Source organism: Stenotrophomonas sp. RIT309, assembly GCF_000632045.1.
GTDB classification, from domain to species: Bacteria; Pseudomonadota; Gammaproteobacteria; order Xanthomonadales; family Xanthomonadaceae; genus Stenotrophomonas; species Stenotrophomonas indicatrix.
Genome location: NZ_JFYS01000042.1, coordinates 85,510 through 111,540, shown reverse-complemented (window position 1 = coordinate 111,540; position 26,031 = coordinate 85,510). Strand labels below are relative to the sequence as shown.

Sequence of the window (26,031 nt, the reverse complement as noted above, 5' to 3'; positions counted from 1 at the left end):
TGACCGAGTCTGTTGCCATGTTCAGCAAAGTCCTGATCGCCAACCGCGGCGAGATCGCCTGCCGCGTCATCGCCACCTGCCGCCGCCTCGGCATCGCCACCGTGGCGGTGTATTCCGATGCCGACCGCAATGCGCGCCACGTGCGGCTGGCCGACGAAGCCATCCACATCGGCCCGGCGGCCGCGCGCGAGAGCTACCTGCGCAGCGATGCCATCCTCGACGCCGCACGCCGCAGCGGCGCGCAGGCCATCCATCCCGGCTACGGCTTCCTGTCCGAGAACGCCGACTTCGCCGACGCCTGCGTGGCGGCCGGCATCGCCTTCATCGGTCCGCCGGCCAGTGCGATCCGCGCGATGGGCGACAAGAGTGCTGCCAAGGCACTGATGGCCAAGGCCGGCGTGCCGTTGACGCCGGGCTACCACGGCGACCAGCAGGCGCCGGAGTTCCTGCGCGCCCAGGCCGACGGCATCGGCTATCCGGTGCTGATCAAGGCCAGCGCCGGCGGCGGCGGCAAGGGCATGCGCAAGGTCGAGCGCAGCGAGGACTTCGTCGATGCGCTGGCCAGCTGCCAGCGCGAGGCGGCCTCGGCGTTCGGCAACGACCACGTGCTGGTCGAGAAGTATGTCGAGCGCCCGCGCCATATCGAAATCCAGGTATTCGGCGGTGGCCATGGCGAGGCGGTGTATCTGTTCGAGCGCGACTGCTCGGTGCAGCGCCGCCACCAGAAGGTGCTGGAAGAAGCGCCGGCCCCGGGCATGAGCGCCGACCGCCGCGCCGCGATGGGCAAGGCCGCCGTCGATGCCGCGCGCGCAGTGGGCTACGTCGGTGCCGGCACGGTGGAGTTCATCGCCGGCCCGGACGGCGATTTCTACTTCATGGAAATGAACACCCGCCTCCAGGTCGAACACCCGGTCACCGAGTTCATCACCGGTACCGACCTGGTGGAGTGGCAGCTGCGCGTGGCTGCTGGCCAGCCGCTGCCCAAGCGCCAGGACGAACTGGCCATCCACGGCCACGCTCTCGAAGCGCGCCTGTATGCCGAAGATGCCGACCGCGGCTTCCTGCCCTCCACCGGCACCCTGCGCCGCCTGCGCCTGCCGACCCCGTCGGCCAACGTGCGGGTGGACACCGGTGTGGAAGAAGGCGACAGCATCACCCCGTACTACGACCCGATGATCGCCAAGCTGATCGTCTGGGACGTGGACCGCGACGCCGCGCTGCGGCGCATGCGCCAGGCCCTGGCCGACTGCCAGGTGGTGGGCGTGACCACCAATGCCGGTTTCCTGCGGCGCCTGGTGCAGACCGATTCGTTCGCCAACGCCAAGCTGGATACCGCGCTGATCGAGCGCGAGCAGGCCGCACTGGCGGTCACCGGTGACGGTGAGCAGGCGCTGTGGGAACTGGCAGCGATCGCCGCCGTAGCAAGCACACCTGCCGCTGCCGCCGATGCACGCGACCCGCATTCACCGTGGCAGGCACAGGATGGCTGGCGGCTGGGCGTGCCTGCCGCGCGCTCGGTGCCGCTGCAGCAGGCAGAGCGGGCACGCACGCTGAAGGTGTGGACCACTGCCGATGGCTGGCGCGTGCAGTGCGGTGACGCCGCGCCGAAACAGGTGGTCGGCCATGCCGATGGCCAGACCCTGTCGGTGCAGATGGACGAGCGTCGTTGGCGGCTGCAGCTGCAGCGCGACGGCGATCAGCTGTACCTGTTCGCCAGCGATGGCCAGCACCGCTTCACCCTGCACGACCCGGTGGGCGAATCCGAGCAGGCCAGCGCCGATGCCGGCAGCCTGCTGGCACCGATGCCCGGCAGGATCGTCGCAACGCTGGTGGCGGCGGGCACGCAGGTCAAGCGCGGCACGCCGCTGGTGGTGCTGGAAGCGATGAAGATGGAGCACACCCTGCAGGCACCGGCCGATGGCACGGTGAAGGGCTATCGGGCCAAGGCCGGCGACCAGGTGGGCGACGGCGCGGTGCTGGTGGATTTCGAAGCAGCGTGATGGAGGGTGGGCCGGGCGCTGCCCGGCCTACCTGCTGCCACGAGGTCAAGGTTGCGGAGCCGGATTCCCGCGCCAGACCTGCTGCAGCGGGTCGAATTCACTGGTGATCTGGGCGTCCGCGCGCCACCCCAGGCCGCATATCATCACCGGGCTGGCATCGATGCCATCCAGCCCCAGCGCCTTCTCCACGTCGATCTCGTTGATCGCCGCGGTCACATAAGCGGCCAGTCCAAGCTCGGTGGCTGACAGCATCCATTGTTGCGACAGGTGCCCCGCATCAAGCAGCACCGCCCGGTAGGCCTTTGGATGGTGGCGGTATTTCCAGAAGCTGCGTGGGAAGCGTGCCACCTGGATGAGGTGCAGCGGGGCGTCGGCGAACCAGTCCTGCCCGGAAACAAAACCCAGCATCAAGGTGCGCAGGTCGTCGGTGGCAACGGCGACCGGTCGCAACGCGTGTTCCATCGGGTGGTAGTGATAGACGCCCGGCGCAAGACCATCGACAGCCAGAGCGACCACATAGGTTTCCAACGGATGCAGACCGCCGCCGGAAGGAATGTGCTTCTTCAGGAACTCCATGCCATCCCCCGGCCGCAATGCGGCGTGTGCCTGCACGGTACGCTTGAGTACCTGCGCCAACAGCGGCAGCGCCAACGTGCGCTGCGCGTCGAAGTTTCGGCAGGTTGCACGCTTTCGCAGCAGCTCGTCGCGCGCATCGTCAGGTGTATAGGGCAACATCAAGGGGTCGGTACCGGGCGCATCCACTGCGGCGGGCGGTGCACCGAACCTGGCATGCAGATCCTGCGCCGTGACCAGCTTGTGCTCGCGCATCTCACGCGCGCTGTTGATGCCGCCCCAGCGTCCCATCCGGTGCTGCAACGCCGACAGCGGCCACCAGTTGGCGTCGCGCACGCGCTGGTCGCGGTCACGATGCGAAGCCTCACCTGGCTCCTGGCTGATCACCAGACCGATCTCCAGCAGGCGTGCCAGCGCGGCGCCTTCGAGGCCGACCTGTGCAGGCTCCACCCAGCGATCCGGCTCGATGCGGCCCAGCACATCGATTTCCTCGATGCTCACCTCCACGGGTGCGTCCAGATGGGCGGCAAGGGCCTGCCAATGCATGCGCGTTACCAGTCCCGCCTGGCCCTGCAGCAGCAGGGAGAGGTCCAGCGAGACCTCGCTGCGGGGTTCGAACATCACGATAGCGCAACGTCGGATCTGCATCTTTCATCATCCACCAGTGGAAACCGTAGTATGCGGGTTGCCCGCAACGGCCGCGGTACTGTGGAGGCGCTTCTGTGCAATGCACACATCGCCCTAAATGCCGAGCGTTGGTGGCCGATACCGTAAGTTCTACTCTGGATGATCGACATGGCTACCGACCCTCGCCTTTCCGCTGAAGATGCCGGCGTACTGCTGGACAACCTCATCAACGATACAGCCTTCCGCGAACGCTTCGCCGAATCGCCGGCCAAGGCCCTCTCCAGCATCGGTCTGGATGCTGCCTTGGGTGAGAAGGACTGCATGAAGATCGACTCGCTCGCCCCGGTGGAGGAGCTTCGCCGCGTTCGCGACGGCCTGCAGAAACACCTCGCCAGCTCGCTGACCGCGATGAATGTGGTGTTCTGCTTCGAAGCGGGCAAAGTCGACGATTGCATCGGCGGCTGATACCGGCTCAGGGCGCGCCGCCCGCCTTCACCGGCGCGGCCCAGCTCGATACATCGTGCACGTTCAGCGGCTGCCAGACCTGCATCGCCGAGACTTCGGCAATGGCCTGGCCACGGTGGCGGGCCAGCCATTCCTGCTCGCGGCGCACGCCTGTTTCATCGCTCTGCGCACGTAGCGCATGCAGCAGTACCACGTGCGCCTGCACCGGCTCGCTGCCATCTAGCATCGGCTCGATCAGGGCCCGCGCAGCGTCCGGCCGTTGCCTCTGCAGTTCGCCCATCGCCGCAACCACGCGCATCCATTTACCGACCATCGGGCTGCGCTGGGCGCGCAGCAGCGCCTCGTTGGCATGCAGCCAGGCTTCGGCAACATCGGTCTGTCCCTGCCGCTGAGCCAGATAGACAAGGGCCAGCCACTGCAGGCTGCGGGCCTGCTGCATGGGATCGTCGCGATCTTCCAGCAGCGGCTGCAGCTGCGCTGCGATGGCCTGCAGTTCGGCTTTGTCGCCCGCCGCGCACAACGTGGTCACGCTGGCGTGCTGCAATCGCTGCTGTACCTGCATGTCCGCAAGCTCAGGTGCCGGTGCGTCCGCGCGCACGGCCGCCTGCATCGACGCGCAATCACCTTGGTCGGCAGCCAGCAGCAGCTGTGCACGCAGCCGCATCCGCTGCGCCAGCGCATCTCCGGTGCGCAGCTTCACAAGCAGCTGGCCGGCCTGTACGTAACGGCGCTGCGCCACAAATACATCGACGCCAGTGTCATCGGGATCATCGCGGCCGCGCAGCCCTTGTGCCTGCATCAGCGTTTCGGCGGCCAGCTGCGGTTGGTTGTGGGCGATCTGGATGCGTGCCAACTGCACCATCGGATACAGCCGCAGCGGATCCTGCGGTACGGACGCCGCATGTGCGTAGGATTCGGCTTCGCTGAAACGATTGTCCTGCAACAGAAGCCAGGACGTATTGGACAGCCCGGCGAAGGAATCGGGATAGACCTTGGCCAGCGTCCGCCATTGCTCCAGGGCCCAGCCGCCCGGTTCCAGTTCTTCCTGCCAGGCCTTCAGGTACAGGCGCTCGCGCGGTGGCAGGCGTTCCTGCTGGGCGAGCGCATGCTGCATCGCCTCGCGGGCCTGCCGCCCTTCTTCGGTGCGCGCCAGCAGCTTGGCCACGCCCATGTAGGCCAGCGCGAAACCGGGATCGATGTCGATCGCAGCCTGGTAGAGATTGCGTGCTTCCTCGAAGCGGCGCTGGCCCAGGGCATTCTCGGCCAGGGCATAGGCGCGCAGAGCACGCAGGTCACGGGTAGAGGCTTTCGGCAGCGGCAAGGACTGCTCCAGGCTGGCCACCGATTCGCCCAGGCCACGGCGCAGACGACCGACGACATCGTCCACCGCGAACATCATCTGGTCGGGGCCGTCGGCGGCGACGGTGAAGCTGCGCACCACCTGCCCGCTGCCGGGGGCCACCACGTCGATTCCCAGCTGATAGCCCCCTGCCTTGGGGCGTACGGTCGGCAGCAGGACCGCTCGGGCGCCTTCGCGCATGGCCACATCGATCGCTGCACTGCGGTTCAAGCGGGTATCGCCGGACAAGCGCGCCATTTCCAGGCTTTCGCGGATCTTGCCTTCGGACAGCACATTCACGTAGCGCGACTGTTCCAGTGCGATCAGGATCGCGTGGCGTGTCGATTCATCGAACACCGGCTCACCGGTGAAATTTTCAAGGTCGGCCAGCACCACCCAATCGCGCTCTGAGAATGCGATGGCCGGCTCCGGGCGCAGCAGGAACCAGCCCCCCACCACCACAGATGCCAGGATCAGGCTTTCCGCCAGCAATACCACCGGCTGCCGCCACAATGGCAGATCACGCCGTGCCTTGGCGTTGGCGCGCGGCGGGCGCAGCGGAGCAAAGCCGATCTCGCCAACTTCAATCACTTCCTGGACGGTCGGCATGCCTTTGAACCGCCAACGCCCGTGCGACTTCCATAGCAAGCGTTGGCCACGCTCGCCCAAAGCATCCGTGGCGCGTCGGGTCAGTGACTCGGCAACTGCCGACATCAGGATCTGGCCTGGGCGCGCCAGGGTCATCAGGCGCGCGGCCATCGGCTTGGCCAGGCCTTCGACTTCCATCGACTTGGCGCCGACCTTGACCGCTTCGGGACTGTTTTCCCAGGTCAGCACATCACCCACATGCAGGCCCGCTCGTGCGCGCAGCTCGACCCTGCGTTGTTCGCCCAGTGCCTGCAGGTCGCGCTGGTAATCCAGTGCAAAGCCGAGCGCATCCACCGGGCGTTCGAACAGCAGGAACAGACCGTCGGAACGGTCGATCAACTGCCCATTCCAGCGATGCTGCAACACCAGCACCAGACGGTCGTGCTCCTGGAACAGGGTGGCTGCGGCAGCGTCGCCGATACGCTCCACCAGTTGCAGCGAATCACACAGGTCGGTGAACAGCAGCGCCCGCAGCTGGGCGTTATGCGGGGCCGACGTTCCGTTGTCGCCATTCATCGCCAGGATCTCCGCTCAGTGTCCATCCGGGCCATTGGCCCACCGCAGGCAGTTGCCGCCTGCGCGCTTGGCTTGGTACAGCGCACGATCGGCGCGAGCGTACCACTCGCTCCAGTCCGCGTCAGGGGCCAGCAGGCTGGCACCGATGCTGGCCAGGCTGACGTGCGGGGTGCCATGGCTGCGCTCGAGCAGGCCGTGCACCGCGCTGAGGATGAATTCAGCCGCGTGCTGCACGATCTCGACATTGGCCCGGCGCAGGATCAGGCAGAACTCGTCGCCGCCCAAGCGGCAGGCCAGGTCATGTTCGCCGGCCATCGAGCGCAGGATGTTGCCCATGCTCTGCAGCACCCGGTCGCCGGCCTGGTGGCCGTGGCGGTCGTTGATCTGCTTGAAGCGGTCACAGTCGATCAGCAGCAGCGCCTGCGGCGGCCCCTCTTCCTGCGTGCGGCATTCCTGCAGGAACAGGGCCAGGCCACGGCGGTTGTGCAGGCCGGTCAGTTCGTCGGTGCGCACCAGCTCACGCGTGTGGGTCAGCTGGTGGGTGGTGATGTACAGGTTGTCCAGCGCGGCTTCCAGGTCATGGTTGCGCCGCCGCAGCTGGCTGATCAGGGCCTGCTCGTTGGTCAGCACACGCAGGATCGTGCGCCGCAGGAAGTAGGCCACCAGCCCCGGGTCGGACTCGACCAGGCGATGGAAATCAGCCGGTCCCAGTTCCAGCACGTGGCAGTCGGCCATCACCCGCGCGCTGGCGCTGCGCGGATGGTCGCCCATCAACAGGCCGAGCTCACCGAAGAACTCATGCCGGCCGAGTGTCTTGAGCACCAGGTCCTCGCCGAAATCCAGCTCGATCAGGCCTTCGAGGATGATGTACATGCACTCGCCGCGATGGCCGCGGTGGAACAGCCACTGGCCCGCCTGCAGACGGCAGGGCTGGGCAAACCGGGCAAACAGGGCGACCTCTTCGTCGGAAAGCAGCGCATGCACGATCTCGGCCATCGCCACCTTGGCGATACCGGTTGTCGTGTCGATGTTCTCGGCCGCACCCCTGCCGGTCATTCCCTGCACCCGCCGCCAGCGTCCCCTGGTGAGCCGCGGAGCATATCAGTGAATCAAACTGTGCGCCGCTTCTCATTTTTGTGAAGACGCGGTGCCCCGCCCTGCATGACTCAACCGTGCCCATTCACACGCGTTGGGCGCAGGAAGAAAGAAAGCCATATCAATAGCTTACGGTGACCGCGACGCCGATTGTCGCAGCAGCCGCAGATACAACAACGCCGGCAGATCCCCCGATCTGCCGGCGTCGTCTGGCCCTTCCCTGGCCACCCTGATCAGTCCGAGCCCTGGTCGCGCCGGCCGCTGGCCGACAGCATCAAGGACTGCGGGAACACAAAGGGTTGCCGGCCAGCGGCCGGCACGACCAGATCACGCAGCCCGTTCGCTGCGCTCGCCATGGAACTGCTCTTCCTCGGTCGAGCCGGTCAGCGCGGTGGTCGAGGACTGCCCCTGCTGGATCGCCTGGGTCACCGCATCGAAGTAGCCGGTGCCGACTTCGCGCTGGTGCTTGACCGCGGTGAAGCCGCGCTCGGCCGCTTCGAACTCGGCTTCCTGCAGCTCCACGAAGGCGCTCATCTGCCGGCGCGCATAGCCGTGGGCCAGATTGAACATGCCGTAGTTCAGCGCGTGGAAACCGGCCAGGGTGATGAACTGGAACTTGTAGCCGTAGCTGCCCAGCTCCTTCTGGAACCTGGCAATGGTGGCGTCGTCCAGGTTCTTCTTCCAGTTGAAGCTGGGCGAGCAGTTGTAGGCCAGCAGCTTGCCCGGGAACTTCGCATGGATCGCCTCGGCGAACTTTCGCGCGAATTCCAGGTCCGGCTTGCCGGTCTCGCACCACACCAGGTCGGCATACGGTGCGTAGGCCAGGCCGCGGCTGATGGCCTGGTCCAGGCCGTTGCGGGTCTTGTAGAAGCCCTCCACGGTGCGCTCGCCGGTGGCGAACGGCTTGTCGTTGCCATCGATGTCGCTGGTCAGCAGATCAGCCGCCTCGGCGTCGGTACGCGCCACCAGCAGGGTCGGCACGCCCAGCACGTCGGCGGCCAGCCGCGCGGCGTTGAGCTTCTCGATCGCCTCGCGGGTCGGCACCAGCACCTTGCCACCCATGTGCCCGCACTTCTTCACCGAGGCCAGCTGGTCTTCGAAGTGCACGCCGGCGGCACCGGCTTCGATCATCGCCTTCATCAGCTCGAAGGCGTTGAGCACGCCGCCGAAACCGGCTTCGGCGTCGGCCACGATCGGCTGCAGGAAGTCGATGTCATCCTTGCCTTCGGCATGGTGCAGCTGGTCGGCACGCAGCAGCGTGTTGTTGATGCGCTTGACCACCGCCGGCACCGAATCGGCCGGGTACAACGACTGGTCCGGGTACATCTGCCCGGCCAGGTTGGCATCGGCCGCCACCTGCCAGCCGGACAGGTAGATCGCCTTCAGCCCGGCCTTCACCTGCTGCATGGCCTGGTTGCCGGTCAGCGCGCCGAGCGCGTTGACGAAGTCGCGCTCATGCAGCGACTTCCACAGCTTTTCCGCGCCCAGCCGGGCCAGCGAATGCTCGATATGGACGGTGCCACGCAGGCGCACCACGTCGGCGGCGCTGTAGTTGCGCTGGATGCCTTCCCAGCGCGGATTGGTGTCCCAGTCATGCTGGATCTGTTCGGCAGTGGGCAGCGTGCTCATGTCTATCTCCAGTTCGGTTCGTGCGGATGCAGCGGGGAAGGAAGCGGCGGGAAAACCGGCATGCAGCGGTCAGTCGATGCGCGCGTACGCCGGCAGGGTCAGGAAGTCGGTCAGTTCGTTGCTGCGGCTCAACTCGGCCAGCAGGGTGATGGCTTCTTCGATGCGGCCGCCACCGGGCAGCGCCGAGGTGTCGCCGAGGCGCGCCGGCAGCTGCGCCAGGGTGGTATCGAGCAGCGCCAGATCGATGGCAGTGCCGTCGTCCAGCTGCTGGCCCGGGGTATGCAGCCACTGCCACAGCTGGCTGCGACTGATCTCGGCGGTGGCCGCGTCCTCCATCAGGTGGTGGATCGGCACGCAGCCGTTGCCATCCAGCCATGCGGCCAGGTAGCGCACGCAGACTTCGACATTGCCTTCGAAGCCAGCGCGGGTGATCGTGCCCGGCGGCCGCGCGATCAGTTCATCGCGACCCACGCGCACATCCTGGCGCAGCACGTGGTGCTGGTTGGGCGTTGGCATGTGCTCGTCGAAGATCGCCATCGCCACCGGAATCAGCGCCGGATGGGCGACCCACGTGCCATCGTGGCCAGCGCTCACTTCGCGCAGCTTGTCGGCACGCACCCGCGCCATCGCCTGCTCGTTGGCGGCGGCATCGTTGTTGATCGGAATCTGCGCGGCCATGCCGCCCATCGCATGTGCGCCGCGGCGATGGCAGGTCTGGATCAGCAGTTCCGAATACGCCTTCAGGAACGGCTGGGTCATGGTCACTTGGCCACGCTCGGGCAGCACGCGGTCAGCGTGGCGGCGGAAGGTCTTCAGGTACGAGAAGATGTAATCCCAGCGCCCGCAGTTGAGGCCGACGATGCGATCGCGCAGGGCGTGCAGGATCTCATCCATCTCGAACACTGCCGGCAGCGTTTCGATCAGCACGGTCACCTTGATCTGCCCGTGCGGCAGGCCGAGCATGCCTTCGATGTGCGACAGCGCGGTCTCCCACAGCGCCGCCTCTTCCATGCTCTGCAGCTTCGGCAGGTAGAAGTACGGACCGCGGTCCCTGGACTGCAGCGCGCGCGCATTGTGGAAGGCAAAGACCGCCGCATCGAACAGGCCGCCGGCGAGGAACTGGCCATCCACGCGCACATGCTTTTCGTCCAGGTGCCAGCCGCGCGGACGCACGATCAGCACCGCCTGCTCCTCATAAGGGCGCAGTGCGTAGTGCTTGCCATTGGGTGCGGTGTACTGCAGGTCGCCGCGCACCGCAGCGGCCAGCGACTGCTGACCGGCCAGCAGGTTGCGCCAGGTCGGCGAGGTCGAATCCTCGAAGTCGGCCATGAACACCTTGGCGCCGGAGTTCAGCGCGTTGATGACCATCTTCGGATCGGTCGGGCCGGTGATCTCGACGCGACGGTCCTGCAGCGCGGCCGGCAGCGGCGCCACGGTCCAGTCACCGCTGCGGATCGCGGTGGTGTCCTGGCGGAAGTCCGGCAGGCCGCCCTGGTCGAAGAATGCCTGGCGCTCGCGACGGGCCTGCAGCCGCGCCTGCCGGCCGGGTTCCACTGCCCGGTGCAGGGACACCAGCAGGGCCAGCAACGGCGCCGGCAGCACGGTGGCCTGGCCCGCCACCTGGGTCGCCAGGGCAATGCCCGGCGTGGCCTTGGCGGCGGTGGAGGGAACAGCGGAAGCGACGGCGGACATGGCAGAACTCCAGCGTGGGGGAACGACTCCACCGTGCGGCCGCAGCCCTGTATTTGGCAAAACAGTTTTTGCAATGCTTTACATAATTTGTGCTAATACTTGTGACGCCATGACCACGCGTAGCCCGCCAAGTCCTCGTTTTTCCTACAAATCCGATCGGCTGAAGCCGCTGCGCGCGTTCTGCCAGACGGTGCGCCTGGGCTCAGTCTCACGGGCGGCTGAGGCACTTTTCGTCAGCCAACCGGCCATCAGCCTGCAGTTGCAGGCGCTGGAGCGTGAGCTGGGGGTCCCTCTGTTTGAGCGCAGCGGCCGGCGCCTGGTGCCCAGTCGCGAGGGCCAGCTGCTGTATGAAATGGCGCAGCCGCTGGTGGAGAGCCTGGACGGCCTGGAAGCGCGCTTCCGCGACAAGGTGCGCGGGCTGGACGCGGGCGAGCTGAACATCGCTGCCAACAGCTCGACCATCCTGTACCTGCTGCCGAAGATCGTCGAACGCTTCCGCCAGCATTACCCCGACGTACGCCTGACCCTGCACAACGCCATCAGCGCCGACGGCACCGACCTGCTGCGCGAGGATGCCGCCGACCTGGCGATCGGCTCGATGACCGATGTGCCGGCCGACCTCAGCTATGCGCCGGCCTACCGTTTCGAACAGGTGCTGATCGCCCCGCACGACCATCCGCTGGCCAGCGGTGGCGAGCTGGAACTGGCCGACATCGCCCGTTACCCGCTGGTGCTGCCGCCGAAACGGCAGATCACCTACCGGCTGGTGGACCAGGTGTTCCAGCGTCACCGCATCGCCTACACCGTTGCGCTGGAAGTGGGCGGCTGGGAGGTGATCAAGCAGTACGTGGCGATGGGCATGGGTATTTCCATCGTGCCGGCGCTGTGCCTGAACGATGCTGACCGCGAACGGTTGGCCGCACGGTCGATGAAGCGCTGGTTCCCGGAGCGGAGTTACGGGGTGATCGTGCGGCGCGGCAAGGCGCTGTCGGCGCAGGCGCGGGCGTTCATCGAGCTGATCCAGCCAGAGTTGTTCAGCCCACGCGATTACGACCAGAGCGGGCATTCGGAGCGGTGAGGGGTTGTCGGCAGGGCTGCGCCCTGCACCTGCCGAATCTACGGCAACGGCAACGGCAACGGCAAAGGCAACAGCGGGGATTCCATGGGATGGCGGGACGGTGTGGGTGGGCAGGACACGCCGTAAACCCGTCCTTGGGGGCTCGATGGCGCCATCCATGGCGCCAACGGTCCTGCCCACCCACACCGCCCCACCTCTGACAGATTTCCGCGATCTGTCAGAACGGCATGGCCTGCTCTTGGTGGGTGTCGACCTTGGTCGACACGGTTGATCCACGCCATGCGTGGATGACGATTCCCGGCGTCGGGCTGGATAGACTGCATCCATGTCCATCGAACTTCGCCACCTGCGCTACTTCCTTGCCGTTGCCGATACCCTGCACTTCGGCCAGGCGGCCGAGCGGTTGGGGATGTCGCAGCCGCCGCTCAGCCAGCAGATCCGGCAGCTGGAGGAACTGATCGGTGCGCGCCTGTTCGTGCGCAGCCATCGGCGTGTGCAGCTGACCGCTGCAGGGGAACTGCTGCAGGAACGTGCGCGCAGCATCGTGCAGCAGGTGGAATCGGCGGTGGATGAAGTGCAGCGCGCGCAGCGTGGCGAGCAGGGTGAGCTGCGTATCGGCCTGACCCGGGCCACGCCGTTGTCACCGCAGATTCCGCGTTCGATCCTGCAGTACCGCCAGCAGTATCCGCAGGTGCGGCTGCAGCTGAGCGAGATGAACACCCTGCAGCAGATCGATGCGCTGCTCGATGGCAGCCTGGATGTGGGCATCATCCGCAAGCGCACGCTGCCGGCCGAGCTGGTGGCGCACAGCCTGTTCGTCGACCCGCTGGCGTTGATCGTGCATGCCGACCACCCTGCCCTGCGTCGCCTGTCGAAAGGCGGGACGCTGGCGTTGCGTGATCTGGCGCAGGAACCGTTCGTGGCGTTCCGCCGTAGCGCCGGGGCGGGCATCCATGACCACATGATCGCGCTGTGCGCGGCAGCGGGTTTCACCCCGCGCATCGTGCAGGAAGCCGGTGAGGCTTCAACGCTGATCAGCCTGGCCGCTGCGGGACTGGGTGCGGCGATCCTGCCTTCGTCGTGCGACCACATCCGGGTGGAAGGTGCGCGCTTCGTGCCGCTGGCCGATGCCGGCGCGCATTCGGAAGTGCAGTTGGCGTGGCGCCGCGAGGGGGTGACACCGTTGATCCGCAATTTCGCCGGGCTGCTTCGCGAGGCGTTTGCGGAAGCGTGAGGTGCATCTCGCCCGGTAGTGGCCAACCTTGGTTGGCCCAGGGCCACAACGCCGACCAAGGTCGGCATCTACCAGGGCAGGATCAGGCGGTCACCGGCTGCGGCGCGCGCTGCTGCAGCGCCCACACGATGCCACCGCCGATCAGGGTCAGCAGCGCGGCGAACGCGCACACGCCCAGCCAGTCCCACGCGGCATAGGCCAGACCACCCACGCCGCCCAGCACGCTCGAGCCCAGGTAGTAGGCAAACAGGTACAGCGCCGACGCTTCCGCACGCATGGAGCCGGCACGGCTGCCGACCCAGCTGCTGGCCACCGAATGGCCACCGAAGAAACCGAAGGTCACCAGCGCGATGCCCACTGCCATCGCCGGCAGCCACGGCATCGCCAGCAGCACGATGCCGGCGGCGATCAGGCCGAAGGAGATCGCCAGGATGCGACCGCGCCCATGGCGCGTGGCCTGCTGGCCCATCCACGCCGAACTGAAGGTGCCGACCAGATACACGCTGAAGATCAACCCGACCACGGTCTGGCTGAGGTGGTAAGGCGGCGCCAGCAGGTGGTAGCCGAGGTAGTTGTAGAGGGTGACGAACACACCCATCAGCACGAACGAGGTGGCGAACAGCCACGGCAGGCCGGGATCGGCGAACAGCGTGCGCCAGCGCGCGGGCAGCTGGCGCAGGCCACTGCGACTGGCCTGGAAGTGACGCGACGGCGGCAGCTGCAGCCACAGCAGCACGGTGCTGGCGATGGCGATGATCGAGACCACGCCGATGCCCCAGCGCCAGCCCCAGTGGTCGGCGATGATGCCGGCCAGCAGGCGCCCGCTCATGCCACCGATGGCGTTGCCGCCGATGTACAGGCCCATCGCCAGGCCCAGCGCGCGGCTGTCCATCTCTTCCACCAGGTAGGTCATCGCCACCGCCGGCACGCCGCTCAATGCCAGCCCCAACAGGGTGCGCAGCACCAGCAGGGTGGCCCAGTCGTCGACCAGTGCGGTGCACAGCGACAGCGTGGCCGAGGCCAGCAACGCAACGATCATCAGCGGGCGCCGGCCGACCGCATCGGACAGCAAGCCCGCCAGCAGCATGGCCACGGCCAGGGTGCCGGTGGTCAGCGACAGCGACATCGCGCTGCCGGCAGCGGACACGCCGAAGTGGCGACTGAACTCGGGCAGCAGTGGCTGCACCGTGTACAGCAGGCCGAAGGTCGAAAAGCCAGCCAAAAACAGCGCCAGCGCGGTGCGGCGGAAGGCCGGCGTTCCCTGCTGGATGCGGGTGTCGACGGGAGCGTGGTCAGTACGGGGACGGTCGGCGAGGGCCGCCGGGGTATCGCCAGTCATGGGAGCGGTGGGCCGTGGGGGCGGCCGGATTGGAGGGGACGGGCCCCAGACTAGGCCCGTCCATCCAGTCGATCCATAACCCGATAGGTCATGATTGATACTTCTGGCATATCGATAAGCTTACAGCTGCTGCCACTCAAAGCCGTCGCCACGGCGGTAGTACACCGCGACTGCGCGGCCATAGATCTTGTCCGCATCGACAAAGCCGAAGAAGCGACCGTCGAAGCTGTTGCCACGATGGTCGCCCAGCACCAGCACCTTGCCGGCGGGCACCTGCAGATCCGCGATGTCCGGGCCACCGCCGCTGTCCAGATCGAGGCTGGCGCGGCGCTCTCCGAAAGCTTCGGTGTCGGCCAGGTCGGCGATCTGCAGCGGCTGGCCGTTGATGCTCAGGTGGCCATCGCGCAGCTGCACGTGGTCGCCGGCCACGGCGGCGACGCGCTTGATCAGGCGGGTGCCATCGGCCGGCGAATCGAACACCGCCACCTCACCACGCTGCGGCGTGCCGGCAGCCAGCAGCTCCTGGCTGGTGAACGGCAGGCGCAGGCCGTAGGCGCGCATGTCCACCACCACCCGGTCACCCGGTTGCAGCGTCGGCTGCATCGAACCGCTGGGCACGACGTAGTGGTTGGCGAGGGTGTCGCGGGCGGCAGCGAGCAGGCCCAGCATCACCAGCAGCGGCAGTGCCTCCTTCTTCAGCCAGGTGAGCGCGCGCTCTGGGAACGGCGGACGGGCTACAGCATCCATGTCAGGCTCCGGGTGGTGGGTGGGCATCAGACCGCAAGGGCAGGCGTGAGGTTCCCGGGCATCATGCCGGTCTCCATGCCCGTGCCGATCAACAGTCGGCAGCCACCGGGTGCATTCCGGCCGGACGTTATGAAGGTTTTACGCCCGGGCCGGGCACTGGGCATCGCACCTTTACGGCCCCCACGCGCATCGTATGCCTACCGCGCCGCAGGGCGCTTTGCGCAAGGTGTTGTATGACCCTCCTGGTGATCCGGCATGCGTCGCCGTCGGTGCCGCGTCCGCTGCTGCCGGCCGAGTTGTCCGGCCATCCGGTGCTGTGCACCGACTGCGCCAGCTTGGCCGATGTGCGCCAGTGTCTGTGCCAGCCGCAGGCGCGCACCGCGGACTGGGTGCTGCTTGATGTCGGCGTCGCCGACGAGGCGCAATGGTGTGCCGAGGGCGGTGCGCTGCAGGCGGCGCTGGACGGTCTGCCGGCGGAGTACATCGAACTGCAGTCGCCGCACCAGCCCGGTCTGGAGGCGCGCCTGCGCCTGCAGCACGGCCCGGCCGCCGTGGTGGTCGACCAGCGCAGCCAGCAGGCGGGTTATCCGCTGTCATTGGCCATCGTCAGCCGTCGCCTGGCACGGGAGGGCTGAGCCATGTCGATCTTCATCATCCGTGGCCCGGAAGCGGCGGGCGCGTTGATCCGCACCGCCGCGCCGCTGCCGGCGCCGGTACTGAAATCACTGGTGCACCGTGCGATCGATGCGGGCACCAGCGTGGCGATCCGCGCCTGCGGTTCGGAGCAGGAACTGCTGGACGCGCTGCGCGTGGCCGACCACAGCCGTGGCGAGGTGACGCTGCTGGATCCGGGCGCATGTGCCGACAGCCTGCGCCTGCAGCGGCTGCTGCCCTACCTGCACAACGCGTACGTGGAAGTGCATGACGATGGCGCCGTGGCCGAGCCGTGCCTGCCGGCCGGTGTTGGCCAGCGCCTGGGCATCGCCGCCGGGTACGGCGCGCAGAGCTATGTACTGGCGCTGGATATCGCGCTGGATCACCTGGGGTTGGCCGAGCAGGCGAACCGGGTGCATGTAGGGACGTGATGGCCGGGCTGCGGCCGGCACCCGGCGGTAGTGCCGGCCGCTGGCCGGCAACCTCAACAACAACAACAGCAACAGCAGAGGCTGGCATTGCGTGGGATGGCGGGGTGGGTCCGGTTGCGGGGGACGCTGCAAGTACGTCCATGTAAGCTCGGTCGCGCCATCCATGGCGCTCACGCCCCCGCAACCGGACCCGCCCCGCCTTCGACAGATTTCCGCGACCTGTCGGAATGGCATGACCTGCTCTTGATGGGTGTCGACCTTGGTCGACACATGGATCCACGCCATGCGTGGATGAGCGACACAACGAAAAACGGCGGGGTTGCCCCCGCCGTTTTGTTTTTCGTACTTCAGGCCGCGCTTACTTCAGGCCGCGGAACTTCAGCAGCGGCTCCACCGACGGGTCCTTGCCGCGGAAATCGCGGTACAGGGTCGACAGCTCCACGCTGTTGCCGCGCGAGAGGATCTTGTCGCGGAATTCCTGGCCGTTGGCGGCGGTCAGGCCACCGTGTTCGGTGAACCACTGGTAGGCGTCATGGTCCAGCACTTCCGCCCAGAAGTAGGCGTAGTAGCCGGCCGAGTAACCGCCACCCCAGATGTGGTCGAAGTAGGTGGTGCGGTAACGCGGCGGCACTTGCGGCAGATCGACCTTGAACTTCTTCAGCGCGCTCGCTTCGAAGGCGCCGACGTCCTGCAGCGGGGCATCGGCCTTCTGCGTGTGCCAGGCCAGGTCGAGCAGTGCCGCCGACAGGTACTCGGTGGTCGCATAGCCCTGGTTGAAGCTGCGCGCCTTGAGGATCTTGTCGACCAGTTCCTGCGGCATCGCTTCGCCGGTCTTGTAGTGCTTGGCGTAGTTGGCGAACACCTTCGGGTCCAGCGCCCAGTGCTCGTTGAACTGCGACGGGAACTCGACGAAATCGCGCGAGGTGGCGGTACCGGCGATCGACGGGTACTTCACGTTCGAGAACATGCCATGCAGTGCATGGCCGAACTCATGGAACATCGTGGTGACGTCGTCGAAGCTGATCAGCGCAGGCTGGCCGGCGGCCGGCTTGGTGAAGTTGCAGACGTTGTAGACCACCGGCTTGGCACCGGTCAGGCCGTCCTGTTCGACGAACACGTCCATCCAGGCGCCACCGGACTTGCTGTCACGCTTGAAGTAGTCGGTGTAGAACAGGGCCAGCGAGGTGCCGTCCTTGTCGAACACTTCGTACACCTTCATGTCCGGGTTGTAGGTCGGAATGTCGGTGCGCGGCTTGAAGGTGATGCCGTACAGCTGGGTGGCGGCGTAGAAGACGCCGTTCTGCAGCACGTTGTCCAGCTCGAAGTACGGCTTGATCTGCGACTCGTCCAGATCGTACTTGGCCTTGCGCACCTGCTCGGCGTAGAAATCCCAATCCGAGGCGGCCACCTGGAAACCACCCTTCTGGGCGTCGATCACCTTCTGGATCTCACCGGCTTCGGCACGCGCCTTGGCGGTGGCGGCAGGCACGGTGTCGGTCAGCAGCTTCAGTGCGGCCGCCGGGGTCTTGGCCATCTGGTCGCCCAGCTGGTAGTCGGCGAAGGTGTCGAAGCCGAGCAGCTTGGCCTTCTGCGCACGCAGCTGGGCCAGGCGCTGCACGGTCTGCCGGGTGTCGTTGGCATCGCCACGCTCGGCACGGGTTTCCGAAGCCTTCAGCACGGCGGCGCGCTGGTCGCGGTCGGTCAGCGAACCGAGCACCGGCTGCTGGGTGGTGTTCTGCAGCGGCAGCAGGAACTTGCCATCCAGCTTGCGGTCCTTGGCGGCGGCGGCGGCATTGTTGACCGCGCCCTCGTCCAGACCGGCCAGCTTGGCCTTGTCGTCCACCACGACCGCAGCCGCGGCGGTTGCAGCCACCAGGCGGGTGTGGAACTGGGTGGACAGCGTGGTTTCTTCCACGTTTAGCTTGCGCAGGCTCGCCTTGTCGGCGTCGGACAGCTGCGCGCCCGAGCGCACCAGGCCGTCGTAGTAATGCTCGACCAGGCGCTTCTGCACCGGATCCAGGCCCAGCGTCTCACGCTGGTCGTACAGCGACTTCACGCGCGCGAACAGCTTCGGATCGAGGTTGATCTCGTCCTGGTGCGCGGCCAGCTTCGGCGCCACTTCTTCCTGGATCTTCTGGCGGGCATCGTTGGTGTCGGCCTGGACCAGGCCGAAGAAGATGCGCGACACGCGGGTCAGGGTCTCGCCGCTGCGCTCCATCGCCACGATGGTGTTGTCGAAGGTGGCCGGCTCGGCGCTGTCGGCGATCTTGCGCACGTCGGCCAGATGCTGGCGCATGCCTTCTTCGAACGCCGGCAGGTAATCGCTGTCCTTGATCTTGTCGAACGGCGGTGCCTGGAACGGCAGGCTGCTGGCGGTCAGCAGCGGATTGGTGGAGGCTTCGGCCGGCTGCTGGGCCGGTGCATTCTGGGCTTCGGACACGGGGGTGGACTCCTTGCCGGAACAGGCCGCCAGCGCCAGGCTGATGGCGGCGGCCAGGACTACGGTACGCGACATGTAAAACGCTCCTTGGGCAGACGGTACGGGATGGCAGCCGTCCACCCTACTCCTGTCACGGGCGCCCGGCATGTGCCGGACGTGGCGTCTACGCTGCCGGCGGCGGCCGGCTCAGACCGTGCCGCGGGTCTTGCCGATCCAGGGCCGGTAGAACTCGCGGATGGTCGCCATGTCTGCGGCATCATCGCCGGTCGGCGTGAACAGCGGGCCGATGCCGATGGTCTTTTCCGGGTAGTGGAAATACGCTGCCAGGATCGGCACGTCGGCCATCCGCGCAATCTTCAGGAAGCCGGCCTTCCAGTCCTTCACGGCCTTGCGGGTGCCCTCGGGGGTGATGGCGAACCACATCTTCTCGTTGTTGCGCAGCAGGTCCACGGCCTGGCCGACAGTGCCCTGCGGCGAGCTGCGATCCAGCGGGATCACGCCCAGCTTGTGCAGCAGCGGGCCCAGTGGCCACCAGAACAGCGAGGCCTTGCCCAGCACCTTCACTTTCATGCCCAGTGCGATCTTGGCGGCCATGCCCCACAGCCCGTCCCAGTTGGACGAATGCGGAGCGATGATGAAGACCAGCCTGGGAACGTTCGGCAGCGTACCGGTCACTTTCCAGCCGCCCATGCGCAGCGTGCAGCGCGCCAGCCAGCGCAGGAAACGGTTGGGCTTGACCTGCGGCATGTTCGGCGGAATGGCCGGCAGCAACGGCGTCGGGTTGTTCAAGCAATCACTCCCAGTCACGTGATGAGCGCCCGCGCTTGATCTGCGCGCGCCCGCGTTTGGCGTCCAGACGACGCAGTTTCGACCCGAAGGTCGGCTTGGTGGCCTTGCGTGGTTTGGGCACGCTCAGCCCGGCCTGGATGAAGGCCGCCAGCCGCTCGCGCGCATCCTCGCGATTGCGATCCTGGGTGCGGAAACGTTGCGCGTCGATGACCAGCACGCCTTCGCCGGTCATGCGCCGGTCGCGCCGCGCCAACAGGCGCTCGCGCAGCGGCTCGGGCAACGAGGGCGAGCCGGCCACGTCGAAACGCAGTTCGACCGCGGTGGAGACCTTGTTGACGTTCTGGCCGCCGGCACCACTGGCACGCACGAAACGCTCGACGATCTCGCCGTCGGGGATTTCAAGCTGCGCGCTGATGATGACCGGTCCACTGCCCATCCGCGCATTGTAGCGGCAGCCGCGTTGCCGTGGCTGCCATCGCGCCCCGTATGCCGCCGATCAGGCACCGAACACGCCGCCTTCGCCTTTGCCGGGGGTATGCTTGCCATCCCGTGTACTGCAGGACGCTCCGCATGATCCGCTTCGTTCCCTCCCTGTTGCGCCGCGCGACCCTGCTGCTGGTGCTGGCCGCAGCCAGCGCGCCGGTGCTGGCCGCAGCCCCCACCGATGGCGACATCAACCGCCTGCTGTCGGCCTCGCGTGCGCAGAGCATGATCGACACCATGCTGCCGCAGATCGAAGCGATGCAGCAGCAGCAGTTCCAACAGGTCGCCGCACAGCGCAAGCTCAACGCCCAGCAGCAGGAACAGCTGCAGCGCATCCAGGCCCGTACCAGCCAGACCCTGCGCCAGGCACTGTCGTGGCAGCAGCTGCGGCCGATGTACGTGGACCTGTACAAGAAGACCTTCAGCAAGGAAGACGTGCTGGCCATGGCCGAGTTCTACGAGAGCCCGGCCGGCCAGAGCCTGCTCGACAAGACCCCGGCGCTGATGCAGAACGTGATGGTGGCGATCCAGACGCGCATGCAGCCGCTGTTCGCCGATCTGCAGAAGGATCTGGAAGCGATCGTCAACGAGCCGGAAAAGAAGTGAGGCGGTAGCGCCGGGCCATGCCCGGCGAGCGCGAAGCGCGGCCGTTTCATCGCAGAAGCCGCCGGGCATGGCCCGGCGCTACCGCTACGGAACGTGCCAGCCGAACAGGTCCAGCGCCTTCTGGAATTCACCGTCGACCGGCGCGCACACATCCACCGTGCCACCATCCGGATGCGGAAAGCGCAGGCGCTCGGCGTGCAGCAGCATGCGGTGCACACCCTGCATGCGGAAGTTGCGGTTGTGCCGGCCATCACCATGGCTGGTATCACCGATCAGGTGATGTGACAGGTGCTTGAGATGGCGGCGGATCTGCCGGAAGCGCCCGGTCAGCGGCTGGCAGCGCAGCAGTGCATAGCGCGAGCTGGTGAACTCGCCCACCGGTACCGACAGTTCGCCGGTAGCCAGGCGCTGGAAGTCGGTGACCGCCGGCTTCTTCACCGGCTTGCCGGGACCGCCATCCAGATCGTGGTCGACCTGCCAGGCCTCCTCGGCCGGCCAGCCGCGGCAGATGGCCAGGTAATCCTTGCTCACCTCGCCGCCCATCAACGACTTGCCCAGCGCACTGGCCGTATCACGGTCGAAGGCCAGCAACAGGCAGCCGCTGGTGGCGCGATCCAGGCGATGGACCAGGAAGATCGGCCGACCCAGCTGCTCGCGCAGGCGATCGGCGAGGAAATCATCTTCGCCACGGGCCAGCTTGCTGTCATGGACCATCAGCCCGGCCGGCTTGTTGACCACGGCCAGTCGTTCATCCAGGTGCAGCAGCTGCAGGGGCGCGGTTTCAGTCTCGACCGCGGCGAGGGTGTCAGGTTCGGTACTCACCGCGCGATTATCCGGATGACGCGCTGAACAGGGTAGTGCCGGCCGCTGGCCGGCAACGTCGAGGTCGCCCGATGACTGCGGTTGCCGGCCAGCGGCCGGCACTACCGCACCAGGCCAGCGACCCGCGCTACCGGGGTGACGCCCGGTCAGGTGTTGCGCAGCGCCAGCAGTTCGCCATTGCCCACCGGCACCAGGCTGGTGGTGAACGCCGCATCGGCGGCCAGCAGGGCGCGCAGCGGCGCCATCTCACCGGCATGCGAGGTGGCGTTGTCGACCACCAGCAGGCCGCCGGGGCGCAGTACCCGACGCAGCTGCGGCCACCAGCCCGCGTACTGCCCGCGATCCGAATCCAGGAACAGCAGGTCGATGCAGCCCTGCTCGGCCTGCGCCAGCCACTGACCGGCATCACCGTGGACCAGGTTGATGCGCTCGCCCAATCCACTGCGGGCGAAATTCGCGCGGGCCATCGCCACCTTGTCGGCAGCGAGCTCCAGCGTGGTCACCTGGCCATCGATCGCGGCCGCCGCTTCGGCCAGCCACAGCGTGGAATAACCGTTGGACGTACCGATCTCCAGCACGCGGCGGGCGTTGCCGAAACGCACCAGCACCGACAGCAGTTCACCGGTGTCGGCGGTGATGTTGAGCATGCGCCGACCGCGCTCGGTTTCGCACGCATCGTTGTCGCTGCCGAACTGCGCGAGCTCCTGTTTGAGCGCGCTCAGCGCATCCATCATCGCCACCACGCACGCGCCAGTGCGAACGCTCCAACCGCACCGGACACCCAGCTCCACGCCGGCACGTCGCCCCAGTACCAGCCCGGCGGCTGCAGCACGTACATCAATGCGGCGATCGCCAGCAGGCCGACGCCGGTGATCGCACCGACCGCATGCTTCTGCAGGCGCTGCACGCTGGCGTCCAGCGCAACCAGATCGCGCGAGCGCATCGCCAGTTCATGGCGACCTTCCACCTGCTGGGTCAGCCAGGCGTGCACCAGGCGCGGCATGTCCGGCGCATGGGTCATGATTTCCGGCAGGCGCTTGCCGATCTCGCGCACCACGCGGCGCGGGCTGTAGCGCTCGCGCAGGATCTTCGCCAGCACCGGTTTGGCCACGGCCCAGATATCGATCTGCGGGTCCAGCTGGCGGCCGACGCCCTCGATGTTGAGCAGGGTCTTCTGCAGCAGGATCAACTGCGGCTGCAGGGTCAGCTGGTAGCGCTGGGCCACGCGGAACAGCTTCATCAGCACTTCGGCCAGCGAGATCTGCGACAGCGGGCGGGTGAAGTACGGCTCGCACACCGAACGCACTGCCGCTTCCAGATCATCGATGCGCACGTTGTCGGGCATCCAGCGCGCCTGCACGTGCAGTTCGGCGATGCGGCGGTAGTCGCGGTTGAAGGTGGCCATGAAATTCTCGGCCAGGTAGTACTGATCTTCCTGCGAGAGCTGGCCCATGATGCCGAAGTCCAGCGCGATGAAGCGCGGGTTGTCGCGGCGTGCCGGATCGATGTCGACCCAGATGTTGCCGGCGTGCGCGTCGGCATGGAAGAAGTTGTCGCGGAACACCTGGGTGTAGAACACCCGCACGCCTTTGGCGGCCAGCGCCTTGCGGTCGATGCCGGCCTTGTCCAGCGCGGCGATGTCATCGGAGGGGATGCCCCACACGCGCTCCAGGGTCAGTGCGCGCTCGGCGGTATGGCTCCAGATCACTTCCGGTACGTACAGGTCGTCGGAGTTCTCCCAGAAGCGGCGCAGCACGCTGGCATTGGCGCCTTCGCGCTGCAGGTCCAGCTCGGCGGCCAGGGTGTTCTCCACCTCGGCCACCACTTCGCGCGGGCGGATCTTGTCGGCGCGCGGATGGGTGCGCTCGACCAGCGTCGCCAGCGAGTTGAGCAGGGCGATGTCGGCGTCGATCTGTTTTTCGATGCCCGGGCGCAGCACCTTGACCACTACCTGGCGGCCGTCGGCCAGGGTGGCCGCGTGCACCTGCGCGATCGACGCCGAGGCCAGTGGCTCGGTATCGAAACTGGCGAAGGCTTCGCTGACCGGCAGGCCCAGCGCTTCCTCGACGATGCGGCGTGCGGTCTCGCCGTCGAAGGGCTTGACCCGATCCTGCAGCAGGGTCAGCTCATTGGCCACGTCCGGCGGCACCAGGTCGCGGCGGGTGGACAGGATCTGACCGAACTTCACGAAGATCGGCCCCAGGTCCTGCAGCGCCAGGCGCAGGCGTGCACCCCGTGACTGTGCCGCGATGGCGGCCGATGCGCGCGGAACGAACGGCTTGGCCAGGCGCAGCCAGCGCTCGGCCGGGGTGCCCTGCAGCAGGTCGTCGAGGCGGTAACGCAGGATCACCCGGCCGATGCGGCTGGCCCGCAGCAGCGCCTTCATGCGGCACCCCGCAGGCGCTGCACGCGTGCGCCGAGGCGCTCGACATCGTCGCGCAGCACGTCCACGTCATCGTGGAAGGCATCCAGCTCGGCACGTGGCACCACGTCGCGCGATTCCTCGGTGATGAATTCAGCGGCGCTGTGGGCGAGGTCGATCGCACCCTGGCGGGCATGCTGCAGGGCGCTGCGCAGGGTGTTGGCCACCTGCACGCCCAGCACGTCGCCGAACACGCTGACGAACGGCTGCTGCCAGTCCGGATCGAAGCCCTTGGCCAGCTGCTGCAGGCGGCGCGCCAGCTCGGCATCGCCGGCCACGCGTACGCGCCCCTTGCCGTTGTCAGCGCCCTGGCGGGCACGCGCCAGCAGCGGCAGCTGTGCCAGCACGCCGGCCAGGCTGCTGCGCACGGCCAGGTCGGCTTCCTGCGCATCCACCGGGCCGACACGCAACTGGTCGCCGTCGACGCTGATGCGCATTGCCAGCGGCGGCGCGTCCAGGGTCAGGTCGATATGGCGACCGTCGAGGCCGGCCAGTGCGTGGCGGGTATCCGGATCCAGCGCCAGCGCGCGGTTCAGGGCGATCTGCAGGGCACGGCCAGCGACCGGCTTGAGGGACTTGAGCAGGGAAAGAGCCATGTGCGCATTCTACCTGCGTGGGTGGGGGGCTTGGGCCGGGCTGCCGCCCGGCATCCGCAGACGCAACGGCAACATCAAAAGCCGACGTCCTGTGGGGAGGCAGGGCGGTGTGGGTCTGCGGGGCCGCCGGCTCACACCCCGCGAACCCACACCACCCGCCTTCGACAGGTTTCCGGTAGCCACGGTGCTTGCGGTAGTGCCGGCCGCTGGCCGGCAACCTCAGCAAGTGTCGACCTTGGTCGACACGGTAGATCAGGGGCATGCGCAATTGACGCGTGCGAAGGGATTTCTGGTTCATCTGTGCCTCACGCGGAAGGCCGATGAAGGTTCATGCTATGGAGCCACGCAACGCACAGGACATCGCATTTCCATGGCACGGACACGGGTTGGCATCATCTTCGGTGGCAGGTCTTCCGAACACGAAGTTTCGCTGCAGTCGGCGAAGAACATTCTCGACGCGCTCGACCGCGAGCGCTTCGAACCGGTGCTGATCGGCATCGACAAGCAGGGCCAGTGGCACCTGAGCCAGCCGGACACCTTCCTGCTCAATGCCGAGGATCCGGCACGCATCGCCCTGCATCCTTCCGGTACCGCGCTGGCGGTTCTGCCCGGCACCGAGCAGGCTCAGCTGCAACCGACCGATGCGGGCAGCGCGCTGGGGCAGATCGATGTGGTGCTGCCGATCGTGCACGGTCCGCTGGGCGAGGACGGTGCGCTGCAAGGCCTGCTGCGCATGGCCAACCTGCCCTTCGTCGGCTCGCCGGTACTGGGTTCGGCGGTAGCCATGGACAAGGATGTAACCAAGCGCCTGCTGCGCGATGCTGGCCTGCAGGTGGCGCCATGGGTCTGCATCCGCCGCCATGAAGCCGATTCGGTCGATGTCGATGCCCTGATCGCGGCACTCGGCCTGCCGCTGTTCGTGAAGCCGGCCAACCAGGGCTCATCGGTGGGCGTGAGCAAGGTCAAGGACGCCGACGGTTTCGCCGAGGCATTGCAGACTGCGCTGCGCTACGACCACAAGGTTCTGGTGGAATCGGCCGTGGTCGGCCGCGAGATCGAATGCGCGGTGCTCGGCAACGAGCGGCCGCAGGCCAGCATCTGTGGCGAGGTGGTGCTGCACGATGAGTTCTACGCCTACGACACCAAGTACATCAACGAAGATGGCGCCGAAGTGGTGGTGCCGGCCGCGATCGACGCGGCGACGCAGGCGCGAATCCAGGACATCGCGCTTCAGGCGTACCAGGTACTGGAATGCGCCGGCATGGCGCGCGTGGATGTGTTCCTGACCGCGGAGGGTCGGATCGTCATCAACGAGGTCAACACGCTGCCCGGCTTCACCCGCATCAGCATGTATCCGAAGCTGTGGGGCGCCAGTGGCGTGGGCTACACGGCGCTGATCACGCGCCTGATCGAACTGGCGATGGAACGGCACGACGCCGATCGCCGATTGCACAGCACGGTGCGCTGACCGCGCTTCGACAGTGCCGGCCGCCGGTCGGCAACCCCGGGTAATCGAGGTTGCCGGCCAGCGGCCGGCACTACTGCTCAAGCGGTCATGTGCGCTTGCGGAACATCGAGATCACCGCCAACACCAGGAACACCACGAACAGGATCCAGGCGATGTTGCTGGCGGCACCGGCGATGCCGGAGAAACCGAGCACGGCGGCGATGATGGCAATGACAAAGAAGATGACGGCGTAATGCAGCATGGTGCTCCTCGCAGGTGGTCGGCCGTGGGTGGCGTTGTGTCCATCCTGCGCATCTGCCGGTGTGCAACCGGTGATGGCGATCTCTGCGCGTAATGAA

Annotated in this window: 23 protein-coding genes; 8 read left to right on the top strand and 15 right to left on the bottom strand. The window is 67.0% G+C overall.

Features of this window, described 5'->3' with window-relative positions; translation table 11 throughout:
* The first annotated feature begins 17 nt into the window (after nt 1-17).
* Entirely contained in the window at nt 18-2,000 is a 1,983-nt protein-coding gene (locus BW38_RS02305) for an acetyl/propionyl/methylcrotonyl-CoA carboxylase subunit alpha (protein WP_032978138.1), read from the top strand.
* 45 nt (nt 2,001-2,045) lie between these two features.
* Here BW38_RS02305 and BW38_RS02310 read toward each other — a convergent pair whose 3' ends face one another.
* Entirely contained in the window at nt 2,046-3,221 is a 1,176-nt protein-coding gene (locus BW38_RS02310) for a putative peptide maturation dehydrogenase (protein ID WP_032978135.1), read from the bottom strand.
* A 147-nt stretch (nt 3,222-3,368) separates the two neighbouring features.
* On the opposite strand from BW38_RS02310, the gene BW38_RS02315 reads away from it, so the two are divergent.
* Nucleotides 3,369-3,665: an NHLP-related RiPP peptide gene (locus tag BW38_RS02315; protein WP_025875803.1), complete on the top strand. Its 297-nt coding sequence runs from the start codon at nt 3,369-3,371 to the stop codon at nt 3,663-3,665.
* A 7-nt stretch (nt 3,666-3,672) separates the two neighbouring features.
* On the opposite strand, the gene BW38_RS02320 is transcribed toward BW38_RS02315, so the two are convergent.
* From BW38_RS02320 to aceB, 4 genes are all read right to left on the bottom strand, one after another.
* On the bottom strand, nt 3,673-6,168 hold the full coding sequence (locus BW38_RS02320) for a putative peptide modification system cyclase (protein ID WP_032978132.1): 2,496 nt from the start codon (nt 6,166-6,168) through the stop codon (nt 3,673-3,675).
* 15 nt (nt 6,169-6,183) lie between these two features.
* On the bottom strand, nt 6,184-7,224 hold the full coding sequence (locus BW38_RS02325) for a GGDEF domain-containing protein (protein WP_025875806.1): 1,041 nt from the start codon (nt 7,222-7,224) through the stop codon (nt 6,184-6,186).
* 366 nt (nt 7,225-7,590) lie between these two features.
* The gene (gene aceA / locus BW38_RS02330; protein WP_025875808.1) at nt 7,591-8,892 is read right to left on the bottom strand and encodes an isocitrate lyase; all 1,302 of its coding nucleotides are present in this window, start codon (nt 8,890-8,892) and stop codon (nt 7,591-7,593) included.
* Nucleotides 8,893-8,961: 69 nt separating this feature from the next.
* Entirely contained in the window at nt 8,962-10,584 is a 1,623-nt protein-coding gene (aceB, locus tag BW38_RS02335; RefSeq protein ID WP_032978130.1) for a malate synthase A, read from the bottom strand.
* Between the two features lie 109 nt (nt 10,585-10,693).
* Here aceB and BW38_RS02340 point away from each other — a divergent pair, with 109 nt between their 5' ends.
* Nucleotides 10,694-11,662, top strand: coding sequence for a LysR substrate-binding domain-containing protein (locus BW38_RS02340; protein WP_025875812.1), 969 nt, complete (start codon nt 10,694-10,696; stop codon nt 11,660-11,662).
* Nucleotides 11,663-11,987: 325 nt separating this feature from the next.
* Nucleotides 11,988-12,896: a LysR family transcriptional regulator gene (locus BW38_RS02345; RefSeq protein WP_032978127.1), complete on the top strand. Its 909-nt coding sequence runs from the start codon at nt 11,988-11,990 to the stop codon at nt 12,894-12,896.
* 82 nt (nt 12,897-12,978) lie between these two features.
* Here BW38_RS02345 and BW38_RS02350 read toward each other — a convergent pair whose 3' ends face one another.
* Together BW38_RS02350 and lepB are read right to left on the bottom strand one after the other, a co-directional pair.
* Entirely contained in the window at nt 12,979-14,235 is a 1,257-nt protein-coding gene (locus tag BW38_RS02350) for an MFS transporter (RefSeq protein WP_032978124.1), read from the bottom strand.
* Between the two features lie 120 nt (nt 14,236-14,355).
* Complete coding sequence (lepB, locus tag BW38_RS02355; RefSeq protein ID WP_032978122.1) at nt 14,356-14,982, bottom strand: signal peptidase I; 627 nt, start codon at nt 14,980-14,982, stop codon at nt 14,356-14,358.
* A 233-nt stretch (nt 14,983-15,215) separates the two neighbouring features.
* Here lepB and BW38_RS02360 point away from each other — a divergent pair, with 233 nt between their 5' ends.
* Both BW38_RS02360 and BW38_RS02365 read left to right on the top strand, forming a co-directional pair.
* Nucleotides 15,216-15,617, top strand: a complete 402-nt coding sequence (locus tag BW38_RS02360; protein WP_032978120.1) for a hypothetical protein — start codon at nt 15,216-15,218, stop codon at nt 15,615-15,617.
* Between the two features lie 3 nt (nt 15,618-15,620).
* A complete protein-coding gene (locus tag BW38_RS02365) occupies nt 15,621-16,067 on the top strand; it encodes a hypothetical protein (protein WP_025875822.1) in 447 nt (148 codons plus the stop codon).
* A gap of 358 nt (nt 16,068-16,425) precedes the next feature.
* Here BW38_RS02365 and dcp read toward each other — a convergent pair whose 3' ends face one another.
* The 3 genes from dcp to arfB all read right to left on the bottom strand — a co-directional run bounded on the left by dcp (nt 16,426) and on the right by arfB (nt 19,732).
* The gene (dcp, locus tag BW38_RS02370) at nt 16,426-18,582 is read right to left on the bottom strand and encodes a peptidyl-dipeptidase Dcp (RefSeq protein WP_032978118.1); all 2,157 of its coding nucleotides are present in this window, start codon (nt 18,580-18,582) and stop codon (nt 16,426-16,428) included.
* A 111-nt stretch (nt 18,583-18,693) separates the two neighbouring features.
* Nucleotides 18,694-19,296 carry a lysophospholipid acyltransferase family protein gene (locus BW38_RS02375; RefSeq protein WP_025875827.1) on the bottom strand — a complete coding sequence of 201 codons (603 nt, stop codon included), beginning with the start codon at nt 19,294-19,296 and terminating at the stop codon, nt 18,694-18,696.
* A gap of 4 nt (nt 19,297-19,300) precedes the next feature.
* A complete protein-coding gene (gene arfB / locus BW38_RS02380; protein ID WP_025875829.1) occupies nt 19,301-19,732 on the bottom strand; it encodes an alternative ribosome rescue aminoacyl-tRNA hydrolase ArfB in 432 nt (143 codons plus the stop codon).
* A 134-nt stretch (nt 19,733-19,866) separates the two neighbouring features.
* On the opposite strand from arfB, the gene BW38_RS02385 reads away from it, so the two are divergent.
* Nucleotides 19,867-20,385 (top strand): DUF2059 domain-containing protein, encoded by a 519-nt coding sequence (locus BW38_RS02385; protein WP_032978115.1) that lies wholly within the window; start codon nt 19,867-19,869, stop codon nt 20,383-20,385.
* 84 nt (nt 20,386-20,469) lie between these two features.
* Here the strand turns inward: BW38_RS02385 and BW38_RS02390 are convergent, their stop codons facing one another.
* The 4 genes from BW38_RS02390 to BW38_RS02405 all read right to left on the bottom strand — a co-directional run bounded on the left by BW38_RS02390 (nt 20,470) and on the right by BW38_RS02405 (nt 24,225).
* Nucleotides 20,470-21,207 (bottom strand): pseudouridine synthase, encoded by a 738-nt coding sequence (locus BW38_RS02390; RefSeq protein WP_032978112.1) that lies wholly within the window; start codon nt 21,205-21,207, stop codon nt 20,470-20,472.
* Nucleotides 21,208-21,353: 146 nt separating this feature from the next.
* Nucleotides 21,354-21,941 (bottom strand): class I SAM-dependent methyltransferase, encoded by a 588-nt coding sequence (locus BW38_RS02395; RefSeq protein WP_032978317.1) that lies wholly within the window; start codon nt 21,939-21,941, stop codon nt 21,354-21,356.
* Complete coding sequence (gene ubiB / locus BW38_RS02400) at nt 21,938-23,593, bottom strand: ubiquinone biosynthesis regulatory protein kinase UbiB (protein WP_032978109.1); 1,656 nt, start codon at nt 23,591-23,593, stop codon at nt 21,938-21,940. The genes BW38_RS02395 and ubiB overlap by 4 nt, the downstream gene beginning before the upstream one ends.
* Nucleotides 23,590-24,225 carry an SCP2 sterol-binding domain-containing protein gene (locus BW38_RS02405; RefSeq protein WP_032978107.1) on the bottom strand — a complete coding sequence of 212 codons (636 nt, stop codon included), beginning with the start codon at nt 24,223-24,225 and terminating at the stop codon, nt 23,590-23,592. The genes ubiB and BW38_RS02405 overlap by 4 nt, the downstream gene beginning before the upstream one ends.
* Before the next feature lie 370 nt (nt 24,226-24,595).
* On the opposite strand from BW38_RS02405, the gene ddlA reads away from it, so the two are divergent.
* Nucleotides 24,596-25,693, top strand: a complete 1,098-nt coding sequence (gene ddlA, locus BW38_RS02410) for a D-alanine--D-alanine ligase (protein ID WP_032978105.1) — start codon at nt 24,596-24,598, stop codon at nt 25,691-25,693.
* 85 nt (nt 25,694-25,778) lie between these two features.
* Here the strand turns inward: ddlA and BW38_RS21625 are convergent, their stop codons facing one another.
* A complete protein-coding gene (locus BW38_RS21625) occupies nt 25,779-25,934 on the bottom strand; it encodes a DUF1328 domain-containing protein (RefSeq protein ID WP_025875842.1) in 156 nt (51 codons plus the stop codon).
* Between the last annotated feature and the right edge of the window lie 97 nt (nt 25,935-26,031).

Bases quoted from the DNA above. Each gene is read 5' to 3' on its own strand.
- BW38_RS02305 (WP_032978138.1), top strand. From the start codon at position 18: ATGTTCAGCAAAGTCCTGATCGCCAACCGCGGCGAGATCGCCTGCCGC.
- BW38_RS02310 (WP_032978135.1), bottom strand. From the start codon at position 3,221: ATGCAGATCCGACGTTGCGCTATCGTGATGTTCGAACCCCGCAGCGAG.
- BW38_RS02315 (WP_025875803.1), top strand. From the start codon at position 3,369: ATGGCTACCGACCCTCGCCTTTCCGCTGAAGATGCCGGCGTACTGCTG.
- BW38_RS02320 (WP_032978132.1), bottom strand. From the start codon at position 6,168: ATGAATGGCGACAACGGAACGTCGGCCCCGCATAACGCCCAGCTGCGG.
- BW38_RS02325 (WP_025875806.1), bottom strand. From the start codon at position 7,224: ATGACCGGCAGGGGTGCGGCCGAGAACATCGACACGACAACCGGTATC.
- aceA (WP_025875808.1), bottom strand. From the start codon at position 8,892: ATGAGCACGCTGCCCACTGCCGAACAGATCCAGCATGACTGGGACACC.
- aceB (WP_032978130.1), bottom strand. From the start codon at position 10,584: ATGTCCGCCGTCGCTTCCGCTGTTCCCTCCACCGCCGCCAAGGCCACG.
- BW38_RS02340 (WP_025875812.1), top strand. From the start codon at position 10,694: ATGACCACGCGTAGCCCGCCAAGTCCTCGTTTTTCCTACAAATCCGAT.
- BW38_RS02345 (WP_032978127.1), top strand. From the start codon at position 11,988: ATGTCCATCGAACTTCGCCACCTGCGCTACTTCCTTGCCGTTGCCGAT.
- BW38_RS02350 (WP_032978124.1), bottom strand. From the start codon at position 14,235: ATGACTGGCGATACCCCGGCGGCCCTCGCCGACCGTCCCCGTACTGAC.
- lepB (WP_032978122.1), bottom strand. From the start codon at position 14,982: ATGGATGCTGTAGCCCGTCCGCCGTTCCCAGAGCGCGCGCTCACCTGG.
- BW38_RS02360 (WP_032978120.1), top strand. From the start codon at position 15,216: ATGACCCTCCTGGTGATCCGGCATGCGTCGCCGTCGGTGCCGCGTCCG.
- BW38_RS02365 (WP_025875822.1), top strand. From the start codon at position 15,621: ATGTCGATCTTCATCATCCGTGGCCCGGAAGCGGCGGGCGCGTTGATC.
- dcp (WP_032978118.1), bottom strand. From the start codon at position 18,582: ATGTCGCGTACCGTAGTCCTGGCCGCCGCCATCAGCCTGGCGCTGGCG.
- arfB (WP_025875829.1), bottom strand. From the start codon at position 19,732: ATGGGCAGTGGACCGGTCATCATCAGCGCGCAGCTTGAAATCCCCGAC.
- BW38_RS02385 (WP_032978115.1), top strand. From the start codon at position 19,867: ATGATCCGCTTCGTTCCCTCCCTGTTGCGCCGCGCGACCCTGCTGCTG.
- BW38_RS02395 (WP_032978317.1), bottom strand. From the start codon at position 21,941: ATGATGGATGCGCTGAGCGCGCTCAAACAGGAGCTCGCGCAGTTCGGC.
- ubiB (WP_032978109.1), bottom strand. From the start codon at position 23,593: ATGAAGGCGCTGCTGCGGGCCAGCCGCATCGGCCGGGTGATCCTGCGT.
- BW38_RS02405 (WP_032978107.1), bottom strand. From the start codon at position 24,225: ATGGCTCTTTCCCTGCTCAAGTCCCTCAAGCCGGTCGCTGGCCGTGCC.
- ddlA (WP_032978105.1), top strand. From the start codon at position 24,596: ATGGCACGGACACGGGTTGGCATCATCTTCGGTGGCAGGTCTTCCGAA.
- BW38_RS21625 (WP_025875842.1), bottom strand. From the start codon at position 25,934: ATGCTGCATTACGCCGTCATCTTCTTTGTCATTGCCATCATCGCCGCC.